This window comes from Streptomyces sp. NPDC127098 (assembly GCF_042722465.1).
In the GTDB taxonomy this organism is placed as follows: Bacteria; Actinomycetota; Actinomycetes; order Streptomycetales; family Streptomycetaceae; genus Streptomyces; species Streptomyces millisiae.
In genome coordinates, this window is sequence record NZ_JBHXFJ010000029.1 from 60,840 (window position 1) to 79,575 (window position 18,736).

The window sequence follows — 18,736 nt, forward strand, 5'->3', positions numbered from 1 at the left end:
ATCCATGCACCCCCATTCGGGGCCGTTACACGCGCGCCGGCGCGGTGACCAGTTCGACGGCGCGGACCCGGTCGTGGTGGTCGGTGGCGGCGGGCGCGAGCATCAGCTCGTCGGCGCCCGTGCGCTCCGCCAGCGCGGCGAGCTGGGCGTGCACCCGGTCGGGGGTGCCGACGGCGGTGTGCACGGTCATCGCCCTGATCTGCTCCCCGGCCGGCGAGTCGAGCACCTGGTCGAGCTGCGCGTCGGTGAGGTCCCGGGCGCCCATCAGCAGCGCCCTGGCCCGGAAGCGCAGGGCCGCCCGGTACTGCCGCTCGGCCTCCGCCTCCGACTCGGCCGCGACGAGGTTCGCCGAGATGATCAGGTGCGGCTCGGGGTGCTGGGCGGAGGGCCGGTAGGTGGCGCGGTAGGTCTCGGCGGCCGTGTCCATGGCGGCGGGGGCGAAGTGCGAGGCGAACGCGTAGGGCAGCCCGAGGGCGGCGGCGAGGTTGGCGCCGAAGAGCGAGGAGCCCAGGATGTACAGCGGCACGTTCGAGCCGTGCCCCGGGATTGCGCGGACGCCGGGCACGGCCGGCTCACCGCCGAGGAAGGCCCGCAGTTCGAGCACGTCCTCGGGGAAGGCGTCGGCGGCCTCGGCCGTCAGACGGAGGGCCCGGGCGGTGTTCCGGTCGGAGCCCGGGGCCCGGCCGAGCCCCAGGTCGATCCGGCCCGGGTGGAACGCGGCGAGGGTGCCGAACTGCTCGGCTATCACCAACGGGGAGTGGTTGGGCAGCATCACGCCCCCGGCGCCGACCCGGATCCGCTCGGTGTGCGCGGCCACGTGGCCGATCACCACGCTGGTGGCCGCGGAGGCGATCTGCGGCAGGTTGTGGTGCTCGGCGTACCAGACCCGCCGGTATCCGGAGCGCTCGGCGGCCCGGGCCAGTGGGACGACGCGGCCCAGCGCGTCGGCGGGCGTCTCGTCCGGGGCCACGGGCGCGACGTCGAGGAGTGAGTACGTCATCGGTCCTTCGTTTTCGTCGACGAACTGGGCTAGGGTGCCCACTTCGAGGACCGTAACACGCAAGTGGGCGCACGTGCCCACTTCTGTCGGAGCTGGTGGTATGGCTGGCGGTATGGCTGATCGAGAAGGAACCCGACGCACCCTGCGGTCGGACGCGGAGCGCAACCGCGACCGCCTGGTCGAGGCGGCCCGCGCCGCCTTCCGCGAGCTGGGCGCCGACGCGCCGATGAAGTCCATCGCGACCCGCGCCGGCGTGGGCACGGCCACGCTCTACCGGCGCTTCCCCACCCGCGACGATCTGCTCGCCTATGTCTTCGCCGACCGCCTGACCGGCTGCGCGGACTCGGTGCGCGCCGCCCTGCGCCACCCCGACCCGTGGCAGGGCCTGGTCGACCACCTCGCCCACCTCGTCGCCCTCCAGCGGGAGGACCGCGCGTTCACCGCCGTCTTCCTCCGCGCCCGCGACGAGGCCGAGACTCCCCTGGGCCGCCTGCTGGACGCGGCCAAGGCCGCCGGCGAGGTGCGGCAGGACGCCGACGAGTCCGACGTCCTGCTCCTGCTCAAGGCCCACGACGGCGTCCTCCGCTGGACCGCGGAACCCGAGGAGGAGAGCCGCCGCCTCGTCGACTGCTTCCTGCGCTACCTCCGGGCCTGACCGCCCTCCAGGATCTCCCCGAGCCGCGCCAGGTCCGCCGCCACCTGCCCCGCGTCCCGCTCGAACTCCTCGTCGCTCGCGCCGGGCGGGCGCCGCACCGTGAACACCACCTCGCACGCGTCGGCCCCGTCCGGGATCACCCGCATCGGGTTGTGCACCACGTCCCCGGACGGCAGCGTCACGTCGTGGTCCACCACCCCGTACTCGTTGGTCGGCGCGAACGCGATCCGCACCCGCCCCATCGGGGACTCGGCGTACCACTCGCCCTCGCCGACCTCCTCCACGGCGCTGCCGAGCCCCGCGGCCCAGGCGGGAACGTTGGCCGGCTGCGACACGTACGCGTACACCTCGCCGGCGGGGCGGGCGATGGACTGGGCGATATGCCTGGATTCGGTTGCCATGCGGTCATGATGCCAAGCGGCGCCCTCCTCGGCCCGCCGTCTCCCCGTCGCGGAGCCGCCGCGCCACACGCCGGGCCGCGTACCGCTCCCTGCGGTTGCTCTCCTTGACGAACTGCTGCCATTCCGCGCGGCAGCCGCGGTCCTGGCATCCGGAGCAGCAGGTGTGCCCGAAGATGTGCGCGCCGGGGTGCTCCCATCGGCAGTGGGTGTCGGTCTCCTCCCGCGTCGGGCGCGGCGGCAGGTCGCAGTCGCCGAAACGGTGGTCGTGCACCGGCCGGGGTTCGTGCTCCGCGTGACGCACCCAGACCGGCTTGGTCTTGTCCGTGCGGGACATCTCGTTCCTTCCGGAATTCGCACTGTGACAACGCTGTGACGGTGGACGTGGTTCCCGTCACAGCCGCGGCGGTCTTGTACCTGCTGGCATCACTGGATGACTGACACCTCATCACCCGTGAGCAGACGCTCGTGATACTCGTGGGGCTCGCCCTGGTCCCGCTGTGTGCCGTCGGCGCGTTGATCGCCCTGATCAGGGTCCTCGTGATGGCGCTTCCGGGGCGCCCCGCTCCCTGGCCAACCCACCTGACGCGACGCACCGCCTGGCTGGTCGCCGCCGTGGCGGCGTTCGTCTACTCGCTTGGTTTCCTGTCCGTCTCAGGGGCCGAGCACGACTACAACAACGGCGCCGACTCTGTGCCGGCGCCGGACTGTCGGGACGGCGTCGACGAGGCCGTGCGGGAAGGGCTCTCGCACCACGAGTCGTCGTACCTGCCGCTCCGCTTCGACTGCGTCCGCGAGGACGGCACCAGCTACCCGTCCGACCCCGACCTCACGTGGATCAACTGGACGGCCATGTCCCTCGCCCTCACGGCCGGCCTGCTCGCCGTCGGCGCCGGCTACGCCACCGAACTCCGCGCCCGCCGGAGCACGCCGAAACGGTGAGCCCCGACCGGCTACCCGGCCGGCGCCAGGAAGTCGTCGAACGAGCGTGGCGCGCGGCCCGTCAGCTCGCGGACGGTGGGCGTCACCTCCGCCATCTCACCGGCCGCCATCCCCGCGTACAGCGTCAGCAGGTCGGTGACGAAGCCGGCCGGCAGGCCCCGCGCGCGCAGCGCCGCAGCGGCCGTCTCCGGCGGCAGGTCGCGGAACGGCACCCCCAGCCTGGCGGCGATCTCGGCGTGGGTCAGCGCCTCGGGTCCGGTCAGCGCGAACGTCCCCTCGCGCGGCTCGGGCGCGGTGAGCAGCGCCGCCGCGCACGCGGCGATGTCGGCGGCGTCCACGTACGCGACGCGGCCCGGGCCGTACGCTCCCTCGATCGCGCCGTCCGGGGCGAAGTTCTGCATGAAACCGGTCGGTTGAAGCGTCGCCCAGGCCAGTCCCGAGCCCGCCAGGTGGCGTTCGATCTCCGCGTGCGCGCCGACCGACAGGGGCGCGCCCGGCACCGGCCGCCACGCCGACACCTTGACCACGTAGTGCACCCCGGCCGCGCGGGCCTCGTCGATGGCGGCCTTCTCCTGCCGGATCATCGGCTGCGGCTCGCCGTCCGCCACCGGCACCGCGCCACCGCCGCACAGGAAGAGCCGGTCGGCGCCGGCCAGCGCCGCCCGCAGCGACTCCCCGTCGTCGAAGTCGCCCACGACGAACGGATGGCCGAGCGCCGCGCCCTTCGCCTCGCTCCGCACCAGGGCGCGGAAGGCGACGCCCGCCTCGGCGAGTTCGGTGACGAGGTGGCTGCCGATGGTGCCGGTCGCGCCGGTGACCAGGATCATGAGGGTCTCCACGGTTAACATGAGGCTGTCTCGAATTAAGCCCGCGCCGGCACCTTACCCGAGGACCCCTCACGTTATGCCCGAGAACCCCGCCGCACCCCCGCGCCGCCGCCAGCGCGCCGACGCCCGCCGCAACCGCGAGCGCCTCCTCACCGAGGCCGACGCCGCCTTCCGCGAGCACGGCACCGAGGCGTCCCTGGAACAGGTCGCCCGCCGCGCCGGCGTCGCCATCGGCACGCTCTACAGCCACTTCCCGACGCGGGACGCCCTGCTCGAGGCGCTGTTCCGGGAGCGACACGAGGCGATCATGGCGCTCGGCGACGAGCTGCTCGCCGATCCGCGCACGGAGCCCGCCGCGGCGCTGGCCCGCTGGATGCGCGCGGTCACCGACCACACCGCGACCTACCGTGGGCTGGCCGGCCGGTTCCTCGGCAGCCTGGAGGACGAGACGTCCGAGCTGTACGCCGCGTGCAAGCGCATGGCGGCCACCGGCGAGGCACTGACCGAACGCGCCCGCGCGGTCGGCGCGATCCGCGCCGACGCCACCGCGAACGACGTGTTCGCGCTGATCAGCGCCGCCGCCTGGCTCCGCGAGCAGGTCGGTCCTGCCGACGCCGACCGGCTCGCTGTCTTCCTGGTCGACGGCCTGCGCGCCTGACCGGGTCGGCTCGGGTCGGGCCGGGCATGCTGGGTAGACGCCCCGCGAAAGTCAGCGTCAGCGAGAGGCAGGCCCCACATGACCGAGTCCCCCACCGTCGTGGAGCGGTTCATCACCGTCTCCCTGGACAAGCGCGGCGTCAGCTGCACCGCGAAGCTCCTGCGGGACCGCGCGCCCGTCACCTGTGACGCGATCTGGGACGCGCTGCCGCTGGGCGGCGACGTCTACCACGCCAAGTACGCGCGGAACGAGATCTACGCGCTCGTGGAGCCGTTCGCGCCGCAGGAGCCGCCGCTGGAGAACCCGACGATCACGCCGATCCCGGGCGACCTGTGCTACTTCACCTTCTCCGACACCCAGCTCTCCACCGCCTCCTACGGCTACGAGCAGGACGCCAAGCACCGCGGCCGGACCACCGTCGTCGACCTCGCGCTCTTCTACGAGCGGAACAACCTGCTGATCAACGGGGACGCCGGCTGGGTGCCGGGGATCGTCTGGGGGACCATCACCGAGGGCCTCGACCGGATGGCGGACGCCTGCCAGGACCTGTGGCGGGCCGGGGCCCTCGGCGAGACGCTCAGCTTCCGGCGGGCATGACGGGCGGCTCGGGGACGCCGGCCACCCCCGCCTCGTAGAGCGCGTGCGCGGCCCGCAGGACCGTCTCGTCCGCGTGCCGGGCCGCCACCAGCTGGAGGCCGATCGGCAGCCCGTCCGCGTCCACGCCGCACGGCAGGGACGCGGCGGGCTGCTGCGTCATGTTGAACGGGTAGGTGAACGGCGTCCACTCCGTCCACCGCGTCAGCCCCGAGCCGGCCGGCACCTCCACGCCGCATCCGAACGCGGTGATCGGCATGGTCGGCGTCACCAGCAGGTCGTAACCCTCGTGGAAGCGGCCCATCAGCCGGCCCGCCGCCATCCGCACGTCCACGGCCGCCAGGTAGTCGAGCGCGGAGAAGCGGGCGCCGGCCTCGCAGATCTCCCGCAGACCCGGGTCGAGCAGCGCCCGCTGCCCGGCGTCGAAGCCCTCGGTGACCCGGGCCGCGCCGGCGAACCACAGCACGTGGAACGCGGCGCGCAGCTCGTCGAGCGGCGGCAGCGGCGGGTCGACCTCGGTGACCTCCGCGCCGAGCTCGGCGATCCGGTCCACGGCCCGCCGCACGGCCGCCGCCACGTCCGGGTGGACCGGGACGCCGAAGCCGAGGGTGGGCGAGTAGGCGACGCGCAGCCCGCGCAGCCGGGCCGCGCCGCCGACCAGCGCGTTGCGGTAGCTGCGGTGCATCGGCCCGAGCGCCGACCAGTCGCGGGAGTCGGGGCGGGCGATCACGTCCATCAGCAGCGCCGCGTCCGCCGCGTCGCGGGTCATCGGGCCCACGTGGGCGAGGGTGCCGAAGGCGCTCGCCGGGTAGAGCGGCACCCGGCCGTACGTCGGCTTGAGCGCGAAGATCCCGCAGAAGGCCGCCGGGATCCGCACCGAGCCGCCGCCGTCCGTGCCCAGGCTCAGCGGTCCCGCGCCCAGCGCCACGGCGGCTGCGCCGCCGCCGCTCGACCCGCCGGCGGTGCGGGTCGCGTCGTACGGGTTGCCGGTGGCGCCCCAGACCGGCGAGTCGGTCACGCCCTTCCAGCCGAACTCCGGGGTCGTGGTCTTGCCGACGAGGACCGCGCCCGACTCGCGGAGCCGGGCGACGGCCGGCGCGTCCTCGTCCCAGGGGCCCGCGGAGGAGACCGCCGCCGAACCGCGCAGCGTCGGGTGGCCGCGCTGCAGCAGGATGTCCTTGACCGTGACGGGCACCCCGTCGAGCGGGCCTGCCGGCGCCCCGCGCTGCCAGCGCTCGGCGGCGGCCCGCGCGTCACCGAGCGCGCCGTCCCGGTCGGTGAACACGAACGCGTTCACGGCCCGCTGGACCGCCTCGGCCCGGTCGAGCACCGCCTCCGCCACGGCGACCGGGGAGACCTCGCCCGCGGCGTAGGCGGCGGTCAGCTGGGTGGCGGTGAAGGCGGTCAGTGCGGTGAGGTCGGTCACGGTTCCTCCGGAAGTTCCGACGAGGGCCCCGAGGGCACGTAGCCGAGGTCCTTGTCGACGACGTTGAACAGCGGCTCGCCCGCGTACCAGCGGTCGAAGTTGTCGAGGAACTGCTCGCCGAGGTCGTCCCGCCAGCCGAAGGTGTCGCCACTCATGTGCGGCGAGACGAGCAGGCCCGGCACGTCCCACAGCGGGCTGTCAGCCGGCAGCGGCTCGTTCTCGAACACGTCGAGCGCGGCCCCGGCCAGCGTGCCGGCCCGCAGCGCGGCGACCAGGTCGCGCTCCACCACATGCTGGCCACGGCCGATGTTGATGAAACGCGCGGTGGGCTTCATCCTGGCGAACGCGGCCGCGTCGAAGAGCCCCGTGGTCTCCGGGGTGAGCGGGGCGGCGCAGACCACCCAGTCCGCCAGGCCGAGCAGCCCGGGCAGTTCGTCGGCGCCCCGCACTTCCCCCCTGGCCCGGCGGCCCACCAGCGTGACGCCGAGGCCGAGCGCCCGCAGCGTCTCGGCGATCCGCCGCCCGATGGGTCCCGAGCCGACGACGACGGCCCGGCCGCCGGCCACCTTCTCGGTCTCCCGGTGCAGCCAGCGCCGCTCCCGCTGGAGCTCCCAGCCGACCCGGAAGTCCTTGGCCATGCTCAGGACCAGGCCGGCTACGTACTCGGCGATCGGGCCGTCGAAGACGCCGCGGGCGTTGGTGATGACGGTGTCGGAGGCCAGCAGCTCGGGGAAGAGCAGCCGGTCGACGCCGGCGCTCGCGGTGTGCACCCAGGACGGTCGGTGCCCGGGCCCGGGCCAGGCGTGCCGGACGGCGTCGGAGAGGAAGTCCCACACGAGCAACACATCCGCCGACGGCAGCCGGTCGGCCAGCGTGGCGGCGTCGCAGTGCAGCACGTCGGCCCGGCCGGCGAGCCGGTCGAGGCGGGGGAGAGGTTCGGCGTCGAGGACCAGGACACGGGGCTGGGTCATGGCGGGGAAACCGTTTCGAAACGAGGGGGTGTTTCATTGGAGAAAGGCGCGATTGACCGCGGTCGGGACGGGACCCTACCTTCGTGGACGAGGGTGTGTTGCTTCCAGTCCCTCCAGCGTTTCCCGCCCCATGATTTCCACTCATCGGTCCGAGGGCCAATCGAGGCCCCTCGTCTCCGCTCTCTCGATCGGGGTCCGACATGTCAGACATGCCCAACATGGAGCCCAGCATGGAGCTCTCGTTTCTCGGTGGGCCGCAGCCGCAACGAGGCGTCGGCGTCGTCGCCCCGTTCGACTTCGCGCTCGATCGGGAGCTGTGGCGATGGGTGCCCGACGACGTGTCGCTGCACGTGACGCGGACCCCGTTCGTGCCGGTCGAGGTCAGCCTGCACCTGGCGCGGATGGTCAGCGAGCACGAGACGCTGTCCGAGGCGGTGCGCGCGCTGAGCGCCGTCAGCCCGGAGATCCTGGCCTACGCCTGCACCTCCGGCAGCTTCGTCGGCGGCGTCGCGGGCGAGCGGGCCATGACGGCCGCCATGACGCGGGCCGGCGAGATCCCCTCGCTGACCACCTCTGGCGCGCTGCTGGACGCGCTCGGCGAGCTCGGTGCCCGCCGGATAGCCGTGGTGACGCCGTACACCAAGTCCGTCACGGACGCACTGGAGGACTACCTGAGCGAGGCCGGCATCGAGGTCTCAGGCCGCAGCTACCTCGGGCTCACCCGGGAGATCTGGCGGGTGCCCTACCGCGACGTCGTCGACATGGCCCGGCAGGCGGTGGCCGGCGCCGACGCCCCGGACGCGCTGTTCATCAGCTGCACCAACCTGCCGACCTACGACGCCATCCCGCAGCTGGAGGCCGAGCTGCGGATGCCGGTGATCTCGGCCAACCAGGTCACGATCTGGGCGGCGCTGCGGGCCATCGGCCGGGAGGCCGTGGGCCCCTACCAGGCCCTGCTCGACCCGGCCGCGCGCCGCGGCCCGGCGGCGATGGGCGGCGTCACGCCGGCCGCCGACCAGCCACCGCTGGCCGCGGTGGCGCCCGCCGCGCCCGCCGTGGCGGCCGAGGTCGAGCTCGTCGCCGAGGCCGATGTTCCACCGGAAGAGGAAAGGTGAGTCCCGCATGACGACCACGGTCGGTTTCCTGTACCCCGGCTACTCCGCCGAGGACGACTTCCCGCGCATGGAGTCCCTGCTCAACGCGGCGGGTGACGACGTCCTGCTGCCGTTGGTCCACACGGACATCGGCACCGACGCGCACCGGGTGGACGCGCTGCTGGAGATGGGCTCCGTCGACCGGCTCACGGCCAAGGTCGACGAGCTCACGGGCGCGGGCGCCGAGGCCGTGGTCTGGGCCTGCACCAGCGCCAGCTTCGTCTACGGCTGGGACGGCGCGGAGGATCAGGTGCGGCGCCTCGCGGCGTCCGCCGACCGGCCGGCGTCCAGCACGTCCTTCGCCTTCGCCCGCGCGGCGACCGCGCTCGGCCTGCGCCGGGTGGCGGTCGCGGCCACCTACCCGACCGATGTGGCCGCGCTCTTCGTCGACTTCCTGCACGCGGCCGGCATCAAGGTGGTGGCGATGCGCGGCAGCGGCATCATCACGGCCGCCGAGGTCGGCACCTGGGGCCGCGAGGAGGTGCTGCGGCTGGCCCGCGCCGGCGACCACCCGGACGCGGAGGCGGTGCTGCTGCCGGACACCGCGCTGCACACGGCGGCCTGGCTCCCGGACCTCGAGGCCGCGCTCGGCAAGCCGGTTCTCACCGCCAACCAGGTCACCGCCTGGGAGGGGCTGCGGCTGCTCGCCCACACCGCCGCGCCCTGCCCGGCCATGGGCTCACTCTTCGCCTGAGCCGAGCGCCCTGCGGTGCGCCTTGCCGCCGGTGCGGAACGCGTGGATCGCGATCTTCCGCTCCCCGGCCGCGCGCACCGCCTGCTCCCACGTCAACGCCCGCTCCCCGACGGCGAACAGCGGCCCCGCCGTCCGCCCCCCGATCAGCTCGGCGAGCAGCGCCCCGGCGCGCTCGCCGAACTCGCCGGCGCCCACCTCGGTCACCTCGAGCGTCAGAAGGTCGTGCACCCGCACCTCGCTCTCCCACAACAGCGCCCACAACGCGCGGTGCACGACGGGGGTGCTCTCGTCCGCGAGAAGCTCCTCGAGTTGGGTGAGTGTGATGTTCTCAACAGTGATCGTCATGGCTGCGCAGTATGGCGACATCACCACACGCAGTACAGAGTTTGGCGACAAACCGCCGCGGCCTGGCCGGCCCGGCTGTGGCCACGACGCCGCGGCCTGGCCGGCCCGGCTGTGGCCACGGCGCTCTGGTCGGGCGTGCCGAGGCCAGGGCGCGGCGCCTGCCGGCGCCGCCTGAGCGGAGGGCCTACCGGCCCCGGGCCAAGGCGCCGCCGCGCGGCCCGCGGCCGCGCCTGCGGTGCCCGCCCCGGCCGCCACCCGCCGGCGCCACGGCCTTGTCGGCCTGCCGCGCCGCACCGTTGCCGCGTATGCCGCCGCTTCGGCGGCTCGGCGGGGGTGGCCGGCCGGTGTCAGCCGGCGCCAGCGGCCGCCGAGACCAGGGCCTGGCGGCCGGCCGGCGCCGCCTGAGCGGAGGGCCTCGGCCCCGGGCCAAGGCGCCGCCGCGCGGCCCGCGGCCGCGCCTGCCGGCGCCACGGCCTTGTCGGCCTGGCGCGGCCGGCCGGCTGGCGTGCCACGCCGCACCGTTGCTGCGCGGCCCGCCGCGGGCATCGGCTTCGCCGGCCCGCCGGCGTCTGCCACGCCGCACCGTTGCCGCGCAGGCCACGGCTTCGCCGGCCTGGCGCCTGTGGCACCTGCCGCGCTAGCGGCGTCGCACCGTTGGCGAGCCGCACCGTTGCCGCGCAGGCCCCCGCTTTGGCGGCTCGGCAGGGGGCGGCCCGCCGGTGTTCTGTGGTTTCTCCGACGCCTCCGGCGCCGCTCGCTTAGCGCGGCGTGTCGCCGGACAGCAGGCGGTGGAGGTCGGCGGGGGGCATGGGGCGGGCGTAGTGCCAGCCCTGGCCGGTGTCGCAGCCGATGCGGCGGAGGCGTTCGGCCTGGGCCGGGCCCTCCACGCACTCGGCCGTCACCGTGAGGCCGAGCTTGTGGGCCAGCTGGACCAGCGAGGTCACGATCGTCTCGTCGGCCGGGTTGAGGTGGCGGGCCGTGCGGAAGCCCCGCACGAACATGCCGTCCAGCTTGAGGGCGCGCACCGGGAGGCGGCTGAGGTAGGCGAGGTTCGAGTAACCGGTGCCGAAGTCGTCGATCGCGATCCGCACGCCCATGTCGGAGAGCGCCTGCAGGGCCTGGAGCGGGCGGCCGGCCGAGCCCATCACCGCGGACTCGGTCAGTTCCAGCTGGAGCAGCCCGGACGGCAGCCCCGACTCCTCGAGCGCCTCCGCCACGTCGCTCACCAGGTCCGAGTCCCACACCTGCCGCACCGCCACGTTGACGCTGACGAACAGCGGCCCCCGCGGGTGGTCGAGCTGCCAGCGGCGGGCCTGCCGGCAGGCCTCCCGCAGCACCCAGCGGCCGAGCGGCACGATCGCGCCGTTCTCCTCGGCGAGGCCCACGAACTTGTCCGGGCCGAGCTTGCCGAAGCGCGGGTGGTTCCAGCGCACCAGCGCCTCCGCCCCGCGCACGACGTCGTCCGCGAGCCCCACGATCGGCTGGTACTCCAGCGTGAACTCGCCACGCTCGACGGCCGGGCGGAGCGTGGAGGAGAGGGACTGCCTGGTCATCCGGTGCGCGTTGCGCTCCGGGTCGAAGAGCGTCCACCTGGCCTTGCCGTCGGCCTTGGCCCAGTAGAGCGTCGTGTCGGCGGCCTGCATCAGGTTGGTCGCCGAGGTGCCGGCGGCCTTGCGCTCGACGACGCCGATGCTCGCGGAGACGGCGAGCCGCTGGCCGTCCAGGTCGAACGGCGGTCGCAGCGCGGTCAGCATGGCGTCGGCGAGTCCGGTCAGCTGCTCGGTGCCCGTCGACCCCTCGACCAGCACCGCGAACTCGTCGCCGCCGAGCCGCGCCACCAAGTGCCCGCCGGCGCCCGTGGCGCACTGCGCGAGCCGCTGGGCCGCCGCGCCGAGCAACTGGTCGCCGACCCGGTGGCCCAGCGTGTCGTTGATCGCCTTGAAGCCGTCGAGGCCGAGGTAGCACAGGCCGATGCGGCCGGTGGCCGAGTCGGCGAGCGCGCTGGTGAGGCGCTCGAAGAACAGCGCGCGATTGGGCAGCCGGGTGACCGGGTCGTGCATCTGGATGTGCCGCAGCCGCTGCTGGAGGTCGCGGCGCTCGCTGATGTCCTGCACGGCGAGCAGCGCCACCGACTGCGCGTCCGGGTCGCCGGTGGGTGACACGGTGACCTCGGCCCACAGGGTGTGCCCGTCCGCGTGCTTGAGCCGCCTGGTGCAGCGCATCCGGTCGCTGTGGCCGCGCAGCACCGCGTGGTACGAGCCCCGGGTGCGGCCGTCGAGGCCGAGCCCGGTCACGGCGTCGGCGCGCTGACCAGCGAGGTCGGCCGGGTCGACGCCGAGCAGCAGCCCGAGCGCCGGGTTGGCCGCCAGGATCTGGCCGGATCTGCCCACCAGCGCCATCGGCAGGTGGGCGATCCGGAAGGCCGCCCGATAGTCCCGGAGAACCTCACTCTCCGTGAAGGATTTGGGGGTCGCGCCGAGGCCGCCTTCGGGGTCTTGGCCCGGTCCTTTGGGGGGTCCGTTCACCGATCGCTCCCGGAGGGGACTGGTCGCCTGGTGGATGCCGCTGTCGGGCGCTCCCCGGCTGCCCGCTGGCGCATCCGCGCTGGAAATGTGGCGATCATAGAGGTTGCGGAGCGGCTGGAGCCAGTGCCCGGCGGGCCTGTCTCGTTTCCTGAAATCTGTGCTTGCGACAAAGTTTCGAGAAGCTGATCGTTTCTGCTCGACGCCTTTGCGCTCCCGATCGTTAACGAACGATGAATACGCAGGGTAATCGTATTGCCCTTGACTCGCGCGGCCTACTGAAACAGGCCAATTCCGCACCAATCGGAACACAGTGGTGGCAGTGTCCGATGGGAGGTGGATGTGCGCCGTGCCTACCGCAGACCAGCGGCGGTGCTCACCGCCCTGGCCGCCCTCATGGGCACCACGCTGACGGCGGGCCCCGGCACCGACGCCGCCGCCGACGAGCCCTGCGGCCTGCCGCGCTCCGCGATCCACCACTCGGAGGGCGTCGACAGCTGGAACGACGACTACCCGAGGCCGGTCGGCGCCCTCAGGGCCGTGATGCTCTTCCTGTCCTTCCCGGACGCCAGGCCCAAGGTCACCCCGGCCCGGATCGCCGAGGACTACTTCCCGGCCACCACCGACTACTTCCGCGCCGCCTCCTACGGTCGGCTCGACCTGCGCGCCACCGTCACCGACGGATGGATCCAGATGCCGGAGGACTCCCGCTCCTACGCCATACAGCGCGACTGGGAGCCTGACCGGCGCTCGGCCTACCTCCGCGACGCGCTGGACGCCGTCGCGCCCCACGTCGAGCTGGCCGAGTACGACATCGTGTACCTGGTCGCCGACCCCGACGCGCCCGGCGTGGACTCGGACGCCACCAAGGTGGTCAACTTCGACCGGCCCATGTCCGTCGGGGACGCCAGCATCCGCCGCGTCGTGACCGTCTTCGAACGGCGCCCGCCCGACCGCAACGTGCTGGCCCACGAGACCGGCCACGTCTTCGACCTGCCGGACCTCTACAACCGCCCCGAGGACGGCTACGGCGACTGGGACACCCACGTCGGCGACTGGGACCTGATGGGCAGCCAGTTCGGCCTCTCGCCCGAGCTCTTCGGCTGGCACAAGTGGAAGCTCGGCTGGCTCGACGCCGACCAGGTCGACTGCGTGCGCGGCCCCGGCACCACCCGGCACACCCTGCAGCCGCTTGCCGCGCCCCTCGACCGCTCGTCGCCCGGCACCGACACCCGACTCGCCGTCGTCCGCACGGGGGCCGAGGAGGCGCTGGTGGCCGAGGCTCGCGCCCCCCTGGGCAACGACGCCACCACCTGTACCCACGGCGTGCTGCTCTACCGGGTGCGCAGCGACGTGGCCTCGGCCGACGGGCCCGTCGAGGTGCTCGACGGCCATCCCGAGACCAGCGCCTGCCACGCCGCCTCCGTGCACCCCCGGCTGGCCGACGCCCCCCTCGGCACCGGGGAGAGCTACTACGACCCGGAGCTCGGCCTCCGCGTCGAGGTGGGCGCCCGCACGGCCACCGGAGGCTGGGACATCAAGATCGTGCGGGAGTGATCGCGCCGGGCCTCCTGGCGCCTCCTCAGGGGCGAGCGCATATCTGTAGCCGGGAAGTGAGAAATTCAGAACGACGTGTGGTCAGGGTTCCTCATACGACCGGACCGCGAGGGATTAGTCACCCGCCGGGTCCACTCCCGCCGTGCTACCGTCAGTTGTAGTTGCAGTTGTGGCGTCTTGAATGTCCGGTCATTTTCCGGAGGGGCGATCATCGCGGCGACGCGGGGTCCACGCGGTGTGGACTCCGGGAACTGCCCCGAAGGAGATTGACATGGCATCCGGCACCGTGAAGTGGTTCAACGCGGAAAAGGGTTTCGGCTTCATCGAGCAGGACGGTGGCGGCGCCGACGTCTTCGCCCACTACTCGAACATCGCCGCCCAGGGCTTCCGCGAACTGGTCGAGGGTCAGAAGGTGAACTTCGGCATCGCGCAGGGCCAGAAGGGCCCGACGGCCGAGAACATCGTTCTCGCCTGACGCGCGCCCGACGTGAGCTGGGGCCCGCACCTCGGGGTGCGGGCCCCAGCCCATGGGATATGACAGGTCCGGAAACCGCGGGTTCCGCGCGCAGCGCGTTTTCCGACGATCGCCTTTCTGTGCTCGGCCGGATTTTCTTTCGTCTCTTGTTTCGCTTTGGCTCGTTCTCGCGATTCTCCGTGTTGCTCATCTTCTGCGGTAATTCCTTGACACGTGCCGTCTCGAGGAAGGTTCCTCATGAACCGCACACGTAATTCCGCCCGCTCGCGCACCCGTGTGGACGGCGGCTTCGACCGGGGCCGCCGCTCCGGTGGGTCCGGACGCCCCGGCGGCGGAGCGAGCCGTTCGGGTGGCCACGGCGGCCGGACCGCCGGGCACGGTGACTTCGCCCTGCCCGTCACCCGGATCCCGGCGCTGCCCGCGGTCGAGGCCTTCGCCGATCTCGACCTGCCAGAACAGCTGCTGACCGCGCTCCGCGCCCAGGGGGTGAGCGCCCCGTTCCCGATCCAGGCCGCGACGCTGCCCAACACGCTCGCCGGCCGTGACGTCCTGGGCCGCGGTCGTACCGGATCCGGCAAGACGCTGGCGTTCGGTCTGGCCGTGCTGGCCAGGACCGCCGGGCAGCGTGCCGAGTCCCGGCGGCCGCTGGCCCTGGTTCTCGTCCCGACGCGCGAACTGGCCCAGCAGGTCACCGACGCGCTCGCCCCGTACGCCCGCTCGGTCGGGCTCCGGCTGGCTCCGGTCGTCGGCGGGATGTCGATCGGGCGACAGGCCACCGCGCTGCGTGGCGGCGCCGAGGTCGTCGTCGCCACTCCCGGACGGTTGAGGGATCTCGTCGAGCGTGGCGACTGCCGGCTGGACCAGGTCGCCATCACCGTCCTGGACGAGGCCGACCAGATGACCGACATGGGCTTCATGCCCCAGGTCACCGCCCTGCTGGACCAGGTCCGCCCCGAGGGACAGCGGATGCTCTTCTCCGCCACCCTGGACCGCAACGTCGACCAGCTGGTCCGCCGGTACCTGACCGACCCGGTCGTGCACTCGGTGGACCCCTCGGCCGGCGCGGTGACGACGATGGAGCACCACGTGCTGTACGTCCACGGCGACGACAAGCACGCCACCACGACGCAGATCGCCGCCCGCGACGGCCGCGTGATCATGTTCCTCGACACCAAGCGCGCGGTCGACCGGCTGACCCGGGACCTGCTCAGGAGCGGAGTGCGGGCCGCCGCGCTGCACGGCGGCAAGTCGCAGCCGCAGCGCAACCGTACGCTGGCGCAGTTCAAGACCGGTCACGTCACCGTGCTCGTCGCCACGAACGTCGCCGCCCGCGGTATTCACGTCGACAGCCTCGACCTGGTCGTCAACGTCGACCCGCCGACGGACCACAAGGACTACCTGCACCGCGGCGGCCGTACGGCCCGGGCGGGCGAGTCCGGCAGCGTCGTCACCCTGGTCACCCCCGACCAGCGCCGTGGCATGAGGCACCTCATGTCGAACGCCGGGATCCTCCCGCGGATCACCCAGGTCCGGCCCGGAGACGCGGAGCTGAGCCGCATCACCGGCGCGCGGGCCCCCTCCGGCGTGCCGGTCGTCATCACCGCACCGGAGGTCGAGCGCCCGCGGCGCGGCGCGGCCTCCCGCTCCCGGAGCGGCCGTCCCGCTCAGCCGGCCCGCCGCACCGCCAGGCGGCGCTCCGCCTTCGACGCGGCCGCGTAGAAACTCTTCCCCCTGTGAGGTCTCATGCGTTGCATCATCGCCCGCTTCCCGTTCGACCTGACCAGGAGCCAGGTGCTCGAAGCGATGAAGGGCGTCAAGCCCGAGCCGGTCACCGGTGAGTCCGTGATCATCGGCCGCCGCCAGTACCCGGTCAAACAGGTGGGGGAGGTCGTCACCCGACAGGACCGCCGGGACTTCAGTGCCGCCGAGGTCACCCGGGCCATGAGGGCCCTCGGCTTCACCTGCCGGCCCCCCGCCCCGGCGCCCGCCGACGACGACGCCACCCCGCTCCAGAGGGCCTCCGCGATGCTTGGCGTCGGGGACAGGACTCCGAGGGCTGGGGATGCAGAAAATCTGTCCTGGCAACAGTAGACATTGGCCGCCCGTGGGGTTACTGTTTTTGACGTACCCAGAAGTCGAAGTGGGCACGGAGACATGAACTGCCGTGCGAGCAGGTCAAGCGGGGCGCGGCCGTGAAAGGTCGCGAGCAGTCCCCGCGGTGACCAGCAGTGCTACCGAGTAACCGAAGTGAGGAGCAGAACGCCATCAGGGTCGCCCGGGTGAGGAGGAAGTCCGCCCGGGTGTCGTAGGCCCCGGATTGGAAGGTGGTCCCCGGTCACGCATTCGCGATCCCCGCAGCCCCGCCCTCCCTGGCGGTGCCCGCGGATACAGAAGGCCGGCCAGTGAGCCGGTAGATGGTGTTGAAAGCTCGGGGCCCGGGCGCCGCATGGCGCCCGGGCCCCCCGACGCGTCCCCGAAAGAAGAGGTCTATGCCCTCTCGCAGTACCCGCCCCGCCGACAATCTCGATGACGACGACTATCCCGCCTACACCATGGGGCGGGCCGCCGAAATGCTCGACACGACCCCGGCCTTCCTCCGCACCCTCGGCGAACACCGCCTGATCACCCCGTTGCGCTCCGAAGGCGGCCACCGCCGCTACTCGCGCTATCAGCTGCGCATCGCCGCCCGCGCCCGCGAACTCGTCGACCGGGGCACCCCCATAGAGGCCGCCTGCCGCATCATCATCCTCGAAGACCAGCTCGAAGAGGCCCAGCGCATCAACGAGCAACTGCGCGCCCAGGGCCCCGAGCCGCCCTCGAGGGCCTCCGCCTGAGCAGGACGCCGGACCCCGGAACACCTGCCGGGGTCCTCAGCCGGGTGAGACCAACCGTCGGGCTCCCGGGTGCCGTGAGCGCAGGAAGCGTGACCCACAAGCGGAGAGGCCCCCAGCAACCTCTCGGCTGCTGGGGGCCTCCCATCAGGTGCGCCGCCAGGGACTCGAACCCCGGACCCGCTGATTAAGAGTCAGCTGCTCTAACCAACTGAGCTAGCGGCGCCTGCTGACGTCGTAGACTCTAGCACCCCGATCCGACGGAACAAAAATCGGTTAGGAAGAGCTCTCGGGACGGCGTCGCAGCAGCTCACGACCGAACTCGATCATCTTGACCGCGTAGTCCTCGGTCCACCCGGCGCGCTCCGCGACGGCCGCCGCCGGCAGCCGGTCGAAGCGCCCGGGATCGGCCAGCCGGGCGGCCGCGATCGCCTGGAACTCCACGGAGCGGTCGGCGGCGGCCTGGAAGGCCACCGCGAGCTCGGTCGCCCGGTCGAGCAGCTCGCCGGGCTCGGTGATCGACTCGAGCGCGAAGAAGTGTTCCTCGTCCTGCTGCTCGGCGGGCGGCTCGAAGAACAGCGCCGCCGGGCGCCGGTACCGCGGCGGCTCGGGCGCCTTGCCGGAATCGGACATGCGGACGCTCTCCTTACCTGGACTTGCCTGGCCTCGACTGGCCTCGCCGGACCGACCGGCCGAGGCCGGTCTCAGGACGGCGGCGCCAACTGCTCCCGCCGCGCCGCTCCATTGTGCCGTGACGTTCCGCCGAGCCGCCTGTGTTCTGGCAGCCACTCGGCGGCCCTGCCGTCCCGCGGCCGCGGCGGCATGACGCCCTCGGCGCCGACCGGCCGGGTCGCCTGGTCCGCGCCCGGCACCGGGTCCGACCAGCCGAACCGCCGCCTCACGTGGTCCGCGAGACGCAGCAGCGGGCGGGCGAGCAGCAGCCCGATCACCATCACGCCGGCGCCGGCCACGGCGTCGGTGAAGTAGTGGTTGGCCGTGCCCATGACCACCATGGTGGTCATCAGCGGGTAGCCCACCGCCAGGGCGCGCACCAGCGGGGTGCGGGCGCCGTAGTGCCACAGCGCCGCGCCGCACCACAGCGACCAGCCGACGTGCAGGCTCGGCATCGCCGCGTACTGGTTGGTGAAGTCGCCCATTCCGCTGGGCGCGCTGGCGTCGTCCGCCCACCAGCCGTACGCCGCGTACTGCGCCAGGCTGTCCACGAAGCCGTAGTCCCCGGGCAGCAGCCGGGGCGGGCTGGTGGGCAGCAGCGTGAAACCGACCAGGCCGAGCAGCGTGGAGACCAGCAGCCAGGTGCGCATCAGCCGGTAGTGCGGGGGCCGGCGGCGGTAGAGCCAGAGCAGGATGGCCGGCGTCACGATGTAGTGCAGCGAGGCGTAGGCGAACGACGAGGGGACGCCGATCCAGGCCTCCTGCGTGAACAACTCGTTGAGCGGGACCTCGGGGTGCAGCCACAGCGCGTTCTCCATGCGGAGGATGCGCAGGCCGTTGTCGACCGCGGTACCCACGTTGCCGCGGGCCAGCAGCCGGGCCACGGTGTAGGCCCCGTAGACGACCACGATCAGCAGCAGCTCGGTCCACCAGCGTGGCCGGTCACGGGGCATGCGGACTCAGACTCCCCACTCGCGTCGGCTTCATGTCGGGTTCACGTTCTCGGCGGTTCACG

21 protein-coding genes and 1 tRNA gene are annotated in these 18,736 nt (G+C 73.0%); 11 read left to right on the forward strand and 11 right to left on the reverse strand.

The window, feature by feature from the left end; genetic code table 11:
• Positions 1-25 precede the first annotated feature (25 nt).
• Positions 26-1,000, reverse strand: a complete 975-nt coding sequence (locus tag ACFWI8_RS19550) for an LLM class flavin-dependent oxidoreductase (RefSeq protein WP_387092922.1) — start codon at positions 998-1,000, stop codon at positions 26-28.
• 112 nt (positions 1,001-1,112) lie between these two features.
• Here ACFWI8_RS19550 and ACFWI8_RS19555 point away from each other — a divergent pair, with 112 nt between their 5' ends.
• Positions 1,113-1,655 carry a TetR/AcrR family transcriptional regulator gene (locus ACFWI8_RS19555; protein ID WP_387092924.1) on the forward strand — a complete coding sequence of 181 codons (543 nt, stop codon included), beginning with the start codon at positions 1,113-1,115 and terminating at the stop codon, positions 1,653-1,655.
• Here ACFWI8_RS19555 and ACFWI8_RS19560 read toward each other — a convergent pair.
• Positions 1,640-2,056 (reverse strand): SRPBCC family protein, encoded by a 417-nt coding sequence (locus ACFWI8_RS19560; RefSeq protein ID WP_387092927.1) that lies wholly within the window; start codon positions 2,054-2,056, stop codon positions 1,640-1,642. The genes ACFWI8_RS19555 and ACFWI8_RS19560 overlap by 16 nt on opposite strands.
• 4 nt (positions 2,057-2,060) lie before the next feature.
• Entirely contained in the window at positions 2,061-2,390 is a 330-nt protein-coding gene (locus ACFWI8_RS19565; RefSeq protein WP_387092930.1) for a hypothetical protein, read from the reverse strand.
• Between the two features lie 131 nt (positions 2,391-2,521).
• Here ACFWI8_RS19565 and ACFWI8_RS19570 point away from each other — a divergent pair, with 131 nt between their 5' ends.
• A complete protein-coding gene (locus ACFWI8_RS19570; RefSeq protein WP_387092933.1) occupies positions 2,522-2,995 on the forward strand; it encodes a hypothetical protein in 474 nt (157 codons plus the stop codon).
• Positions 2,996-3,006: 11 nt separating this feature from the next.
• Here ACFWI8_RS19570 and ACFWI8_RS19575 read toward each other — a convergent pair whose 3' ends face one another.
• Positions 3,007-3,822 (reverse strand): NAD(P)H-binding protein, encoded by an 816-nt coding sequence (locus ACFWI8_RS19575; RefSeq protein ID WP_387092935.1) that lies wholly within the window; start codon positions 3,820-3,822, stop codon positions 3,007-3,009.
• 76 nt (positions 3,823-3,898) lie between these two features.
• Between ACFWI8_RS19575 and ACFWI8_RS19580 the strand changes: the two genes are divergently transcribed.
• Together ACFWI8_RS19580 and ACFWI8_RS19585 are read left to right on the forward strand one after the other, a co-directional pair.
• Positions 3,899-4,480, forward strand: coding sequence for a TetR/AcrR family transcriptional regulator (locus ACFWI8_RS19580; RefSeq protein WP_387092938.1), 582 nt, complete (start codon positions 3,899-3,901; stop codon positions 4,478-4,480).
• A 78-nt stretch (positions 4,481-4,558) separates the two neighbouring features.
• Entirely contained in the window at positions 4,559-5,077 is a 519-nt protein-coding gene (locus tag ACFWI8_RS19585) for a DUF3830 family protein (protein WP_387092942.1), read from the forward strand.
• Here ACFWI8_RS19585 and ACFWI8_RS19590 read toward each other — a convergent pair.
• Entirely contained in the window at positions 5,058-6,500 is a 1,443-nt protein-coding gene (locus ACFWI8_RS19590) for an amidase (RefSeq protein ID WP_387092944.1), read from the reverse strand. The two genes, ACFWI8_RS19585 and ACFWI8_RS19590, sit on opposite strands and share 20 nt — an antisense overlap.
• Positions 6,497-7,471, reverse strand: coding sequence for a D-2-hydroxyacid dehydrogenase (locus ACFWI8_RS19595; protein ID WP_387092947.1), 975 nt, complete (start codon positions 7,469-7,471; stop codon positions 6,497-6,499). The genes ACFWI8_RS19590 and ACFWI8_RS19595 overlap by 4 nt, the downstream gene beginning before the upstream one ends.
• Before the next feature lie 230 nt (positions 7,472-7,701).
• Here ACFWI8_RS19595 and ACFWI8_RS19600 point away from each other — a divergent pair, with 230 nt between their 5' ends.
• Together ACFWI8_RS19600 and ACFWI8_RS19605 are read left to right on the forward strand one after the other, a co-directional pair.
• Entirely contained in the window at positions 7,702-8,586 is an 885-nt protein-coding gene (locus ACFWI8_RS19600; RefSeq protein WP_387092950.1) for a decarboxylase, read from the forward strand.
• A gap of 7 nt (positions 8,587-8,593) precedes the next feature.
• Positions 8,594-9,319, forward strand: coding sequence for a decarboxylase (locus ACFWI8_RS19605; RefSeq protein ID WP_387092953.1), 726 nt, complete (start codon positions 8,594-8,596; stop codon positions 9,317-9,319).
• Here the strand turns inward: ACFWI8_RS19605 and ACFWI8_RS19610 are convergent.
• Positions 9,305-9,664 carry a hypothetical protein gene (locus tag ACFWI8_RS19610; protein ID WP_387092956.1) on the reverse strand — a complete coding sequence of 120 codons (360 nt, stop codon included), beginning with the start codon at positions 9,662-9,664 and terminating at the stop codon, positions 9,305-9,307. The genes ACFWI8_RS19605 and ACFWI8_RS19610 overlap by 15 nt on opposite strands.
• A gap of 758 nt (positions 9,665-10,422) precedes the next feature.
• Complete coding sequence (locus tag ACFWI8_RS19615) at positions 10,423-12,225, reverse strand: putative bifunctional diguanylate cyclase/phosphodiesterase (protein ID WP_387093012.1); 1,803 nt, start codon at positions 12,223-12,225, stop codon at positions 10,423-10,425.
• Between the two features lie 357 nt (positions 12,226-12,582).
• Here ACFWI8_RS19615 and ACFWI8_RS19620 point away from each other — a divergent pair, with 357 nt between their 5' ends.
• The 5 genes from ACFWI8_RS19620 (at position 12,583) to ACFWI8_RS19640 (ending at position 17,052) form a co-directional block, all read left to right on the forward strand.
• The gene (locus ACFWI8_RS19620) at positions 12,583-13,743 is read left to right on the forward strand and encodes a M6 family metalloprotease domain-containing protein (RefSeq protein ID WP_387093015.1); all 1,161 of its coding nucleotides are present in this window, start codon (positions 12,583-12,585) and stop codon (positions 13,741-13,743) included.
• A gap of 271 nt (positions 13,744-14,014) precedes the next feature.
• Positions 14,015-14,218 (forward strand): cold-shock protein, encoded by a 204-nt coding sequence (locus ACFWI8_RS19625; RefSeq protein ID WP_387092959.1) that lies wholly within the window; start codon positions 14,015-14,017, stop codon positions 14,216-14,218.
• Positions 14,219-14,455: 237 nt separating this feature from the next.
• Entirely contained in the window at positions 14,456-15,937 is a 1,482-nt protein-coding gene (locus ACFWI8_RS19630; RefSeq protein ID WP_387092962.1) for a DEAD/DEAH box helicase, read from the forward strand.
• 24 nt (positions 15,938-15,961) lie between these two features.
• Positions 15,962-16,309: an SCO5918 family protein gene (locus ACFWI8_RS19635; protein WP_387092965.1), complete on the forward strand. Its 348-nt coding sequence runs from the start codon at positions 15,962-15,964 to the stop codon at positions 16,307-16,309.
• Positions 16,310-16,707: 398 nt separating this feature from the next.
• Positions 16,708-17,052, forward strand: a complete 345-nt coding sequence (locus ACFWI8_RS19640; protein WP_387092968.1) for a MerR family transcriptional regulator — start codon at positions 16,708-16,710, stop codon at positions 17,050-17,052.
• A gap of 149 nt (positions 17,053-17,201) precedes the next feature.
• Here the strand turns inward: ACFWI8_RS19640 and ACFWI8_RS19645 are convergent.
• From ACFWI8_RS19645 to ACFWI8_RS19655, 3 genes are all read right to left on the reverse strand, one after another.
• A tRNA-Lys gene (locus tag ACFWI8_RS19645) sits at positions 17,202-17,275 on the reverse strand.
• 50 nt (positions 17,276-17,325) lie between these two features.
• A complete protein-coding gene (locus ACFWI8_RS19650; protein ID WP_387092970.1) occupies positions 17,326-17,682 on the reverse strand; it encodes a hypothetical protein in 357 nt (118 codons plus the stop codon).
• 71 nt (positions 17,683-17,753) lie between these two features.
• Positions 17,754-18,674 (reverse strand): phosphatase PAP2 family protein, encoded by a 921-nt coding sequence (locus ACFWI8_RS19655; RefSeq protein ID WP_387092973.1) that lies wholly within the window; start codon positions 18,672-18,674, stop codon positions 17,754-17,756.
• Between the last annotated feature and the right edge of the window lie 62 nt (positions 18,675-18,736).

Excerpts from the sequence above, each read along its gene's own strand:
- ACFWI8_RS19635 (WP_387092965.1), top strand. The coding sequence starts at position 15,962 with ATGCGTTGCATCATCGCCCGCTTCCCGTTCGACCTGACCAGGAGCCAG.
- ACFWI8_RS19555 (WP_387092924.1), top strand. The coding sequence starts at position 1,113 with ATGGCTGATCGAGAAGGAACCCGACGCACCCTGCGGTCGGACGCGGAG.
- ACFWI8_RS19585 (WP_387092942.1), top strand. The coding sequence starts at position 4,559 with ATGACCGAGTCCCCCACCGTCGTGGAGCGGTTCATCACCGTCTCCCTG.
- ACFWI8_RS19630 (WP_387092962.1), top strand. The coding sequence starts at position 14,456 with ATGAACCGCACACGTAATTCCGCCCGCTCGCGCACCCGTGTGGACGGC.
- ACFWI8_RS19600 (WP_387092950.1), top strand. The coding sequence starts at position 7,702 with ATGGAGCTCTCGTTTCTCGGTGGGCCGCAGCCGCAACGAGGCGTCGGC.
- ACFWI8_RS19625 (WP_387092959.1), top strand. The coding sequence starts at position 14,015 with ATGGCATCCGGCACCGTGAAGTGGTTCAACGCGGAAAAGGGTTTCGGC.
- ACFWI8_RS19655 (WP_387092973.1), bottom strand. The coding sequence starts at position 18,674 with ATGCCCCGTGACCGGCCACGCTGGTGGACCGAGCTGCTGCTGATCGTG.
- ACFWI8_RS19575 (WP_387092935.1), bottom strand. The coding sequence starts at position 3,822 with ATGATCCTGGTCACCGGCGCGACCGGCACCATCGGCAGCCACCTCGTC.
- ACFWI8_RS19610 (WP_387092956.1), bottom strand. The coding sequence starts at position 9,664 with ATGACGATCACTGTTGAGAACATCACACTCACCCAACTCGAGGAGCTT.
- ACFWI8_RS19565 (WP_387092930.1), bottom strand. The coding sequence starts at position 2,390 with ATGTCCCGCACGGACAAGACCAAGCCGGTCTGGGTGCGTCACGCGGAG.
- ACFWI8_RS19560 (WP_387092927.1), bottom strand. The coding sequence starts at position 2,056 with ATGGCAACCGAATCCAGGCATATCGCCCAGTCCATCGCCCGCCCCGCC.
- ACFWI8_RS19620 (WP_387093015.1), top strand. The coding sequence starts at position 12,583 with ATGGGCACCACGCTGACGGCGGGCCCCGGCACCGACGCCGCCGCCGAC.
- ACFWI8_RS19640 (WP_387092968.1), top strand. The coding sequence starts at position 16,708 with ATGCCCTCTCGCAGTACCCGCCCCGCCGACAATCTCGATGACGACGAC.
- ACFWI8_RS19595 (WP_387092947.1), bottom strand. The coding sequence starts at position 7,471 with ATGACCCAGCCCCGTGTCCTGGTCCTCGACGCCGAACCTCTCCCCCGC.
- ACFWI8_RS19605 (WP_387092953.1), top strand. The coding sequence starts at position 8,594 with ATGACGACCACGGTCGGTTTCCTGTACCCCGGCTACTCCGCCGAGGAC.
- ACFWI8_RS19650 (WP_387092970.1), bottom strand. The coding sequence starts at position 17,682 with ATGTCCGATTCCGGCAAGGCGCCCGAGCCGCCGCGGTACCGGCGCCCG.
- ACFWI8_RS19580 (WP_387092938.1), top strand. The coding sequence starts at position 3,899 with ATGCCCGAGAACCCCGCCGCACCCCCGCGCCGCCGCCAGCGCGCCGAC.
- ACFWI8_RS19550 (WP_387092922.1), bottom strand. The coding sequence starts at position 1,000 with ATGACGTACTCACTCCTCGACGTCGCGCCCGTGGCCCCGGACGAGACG.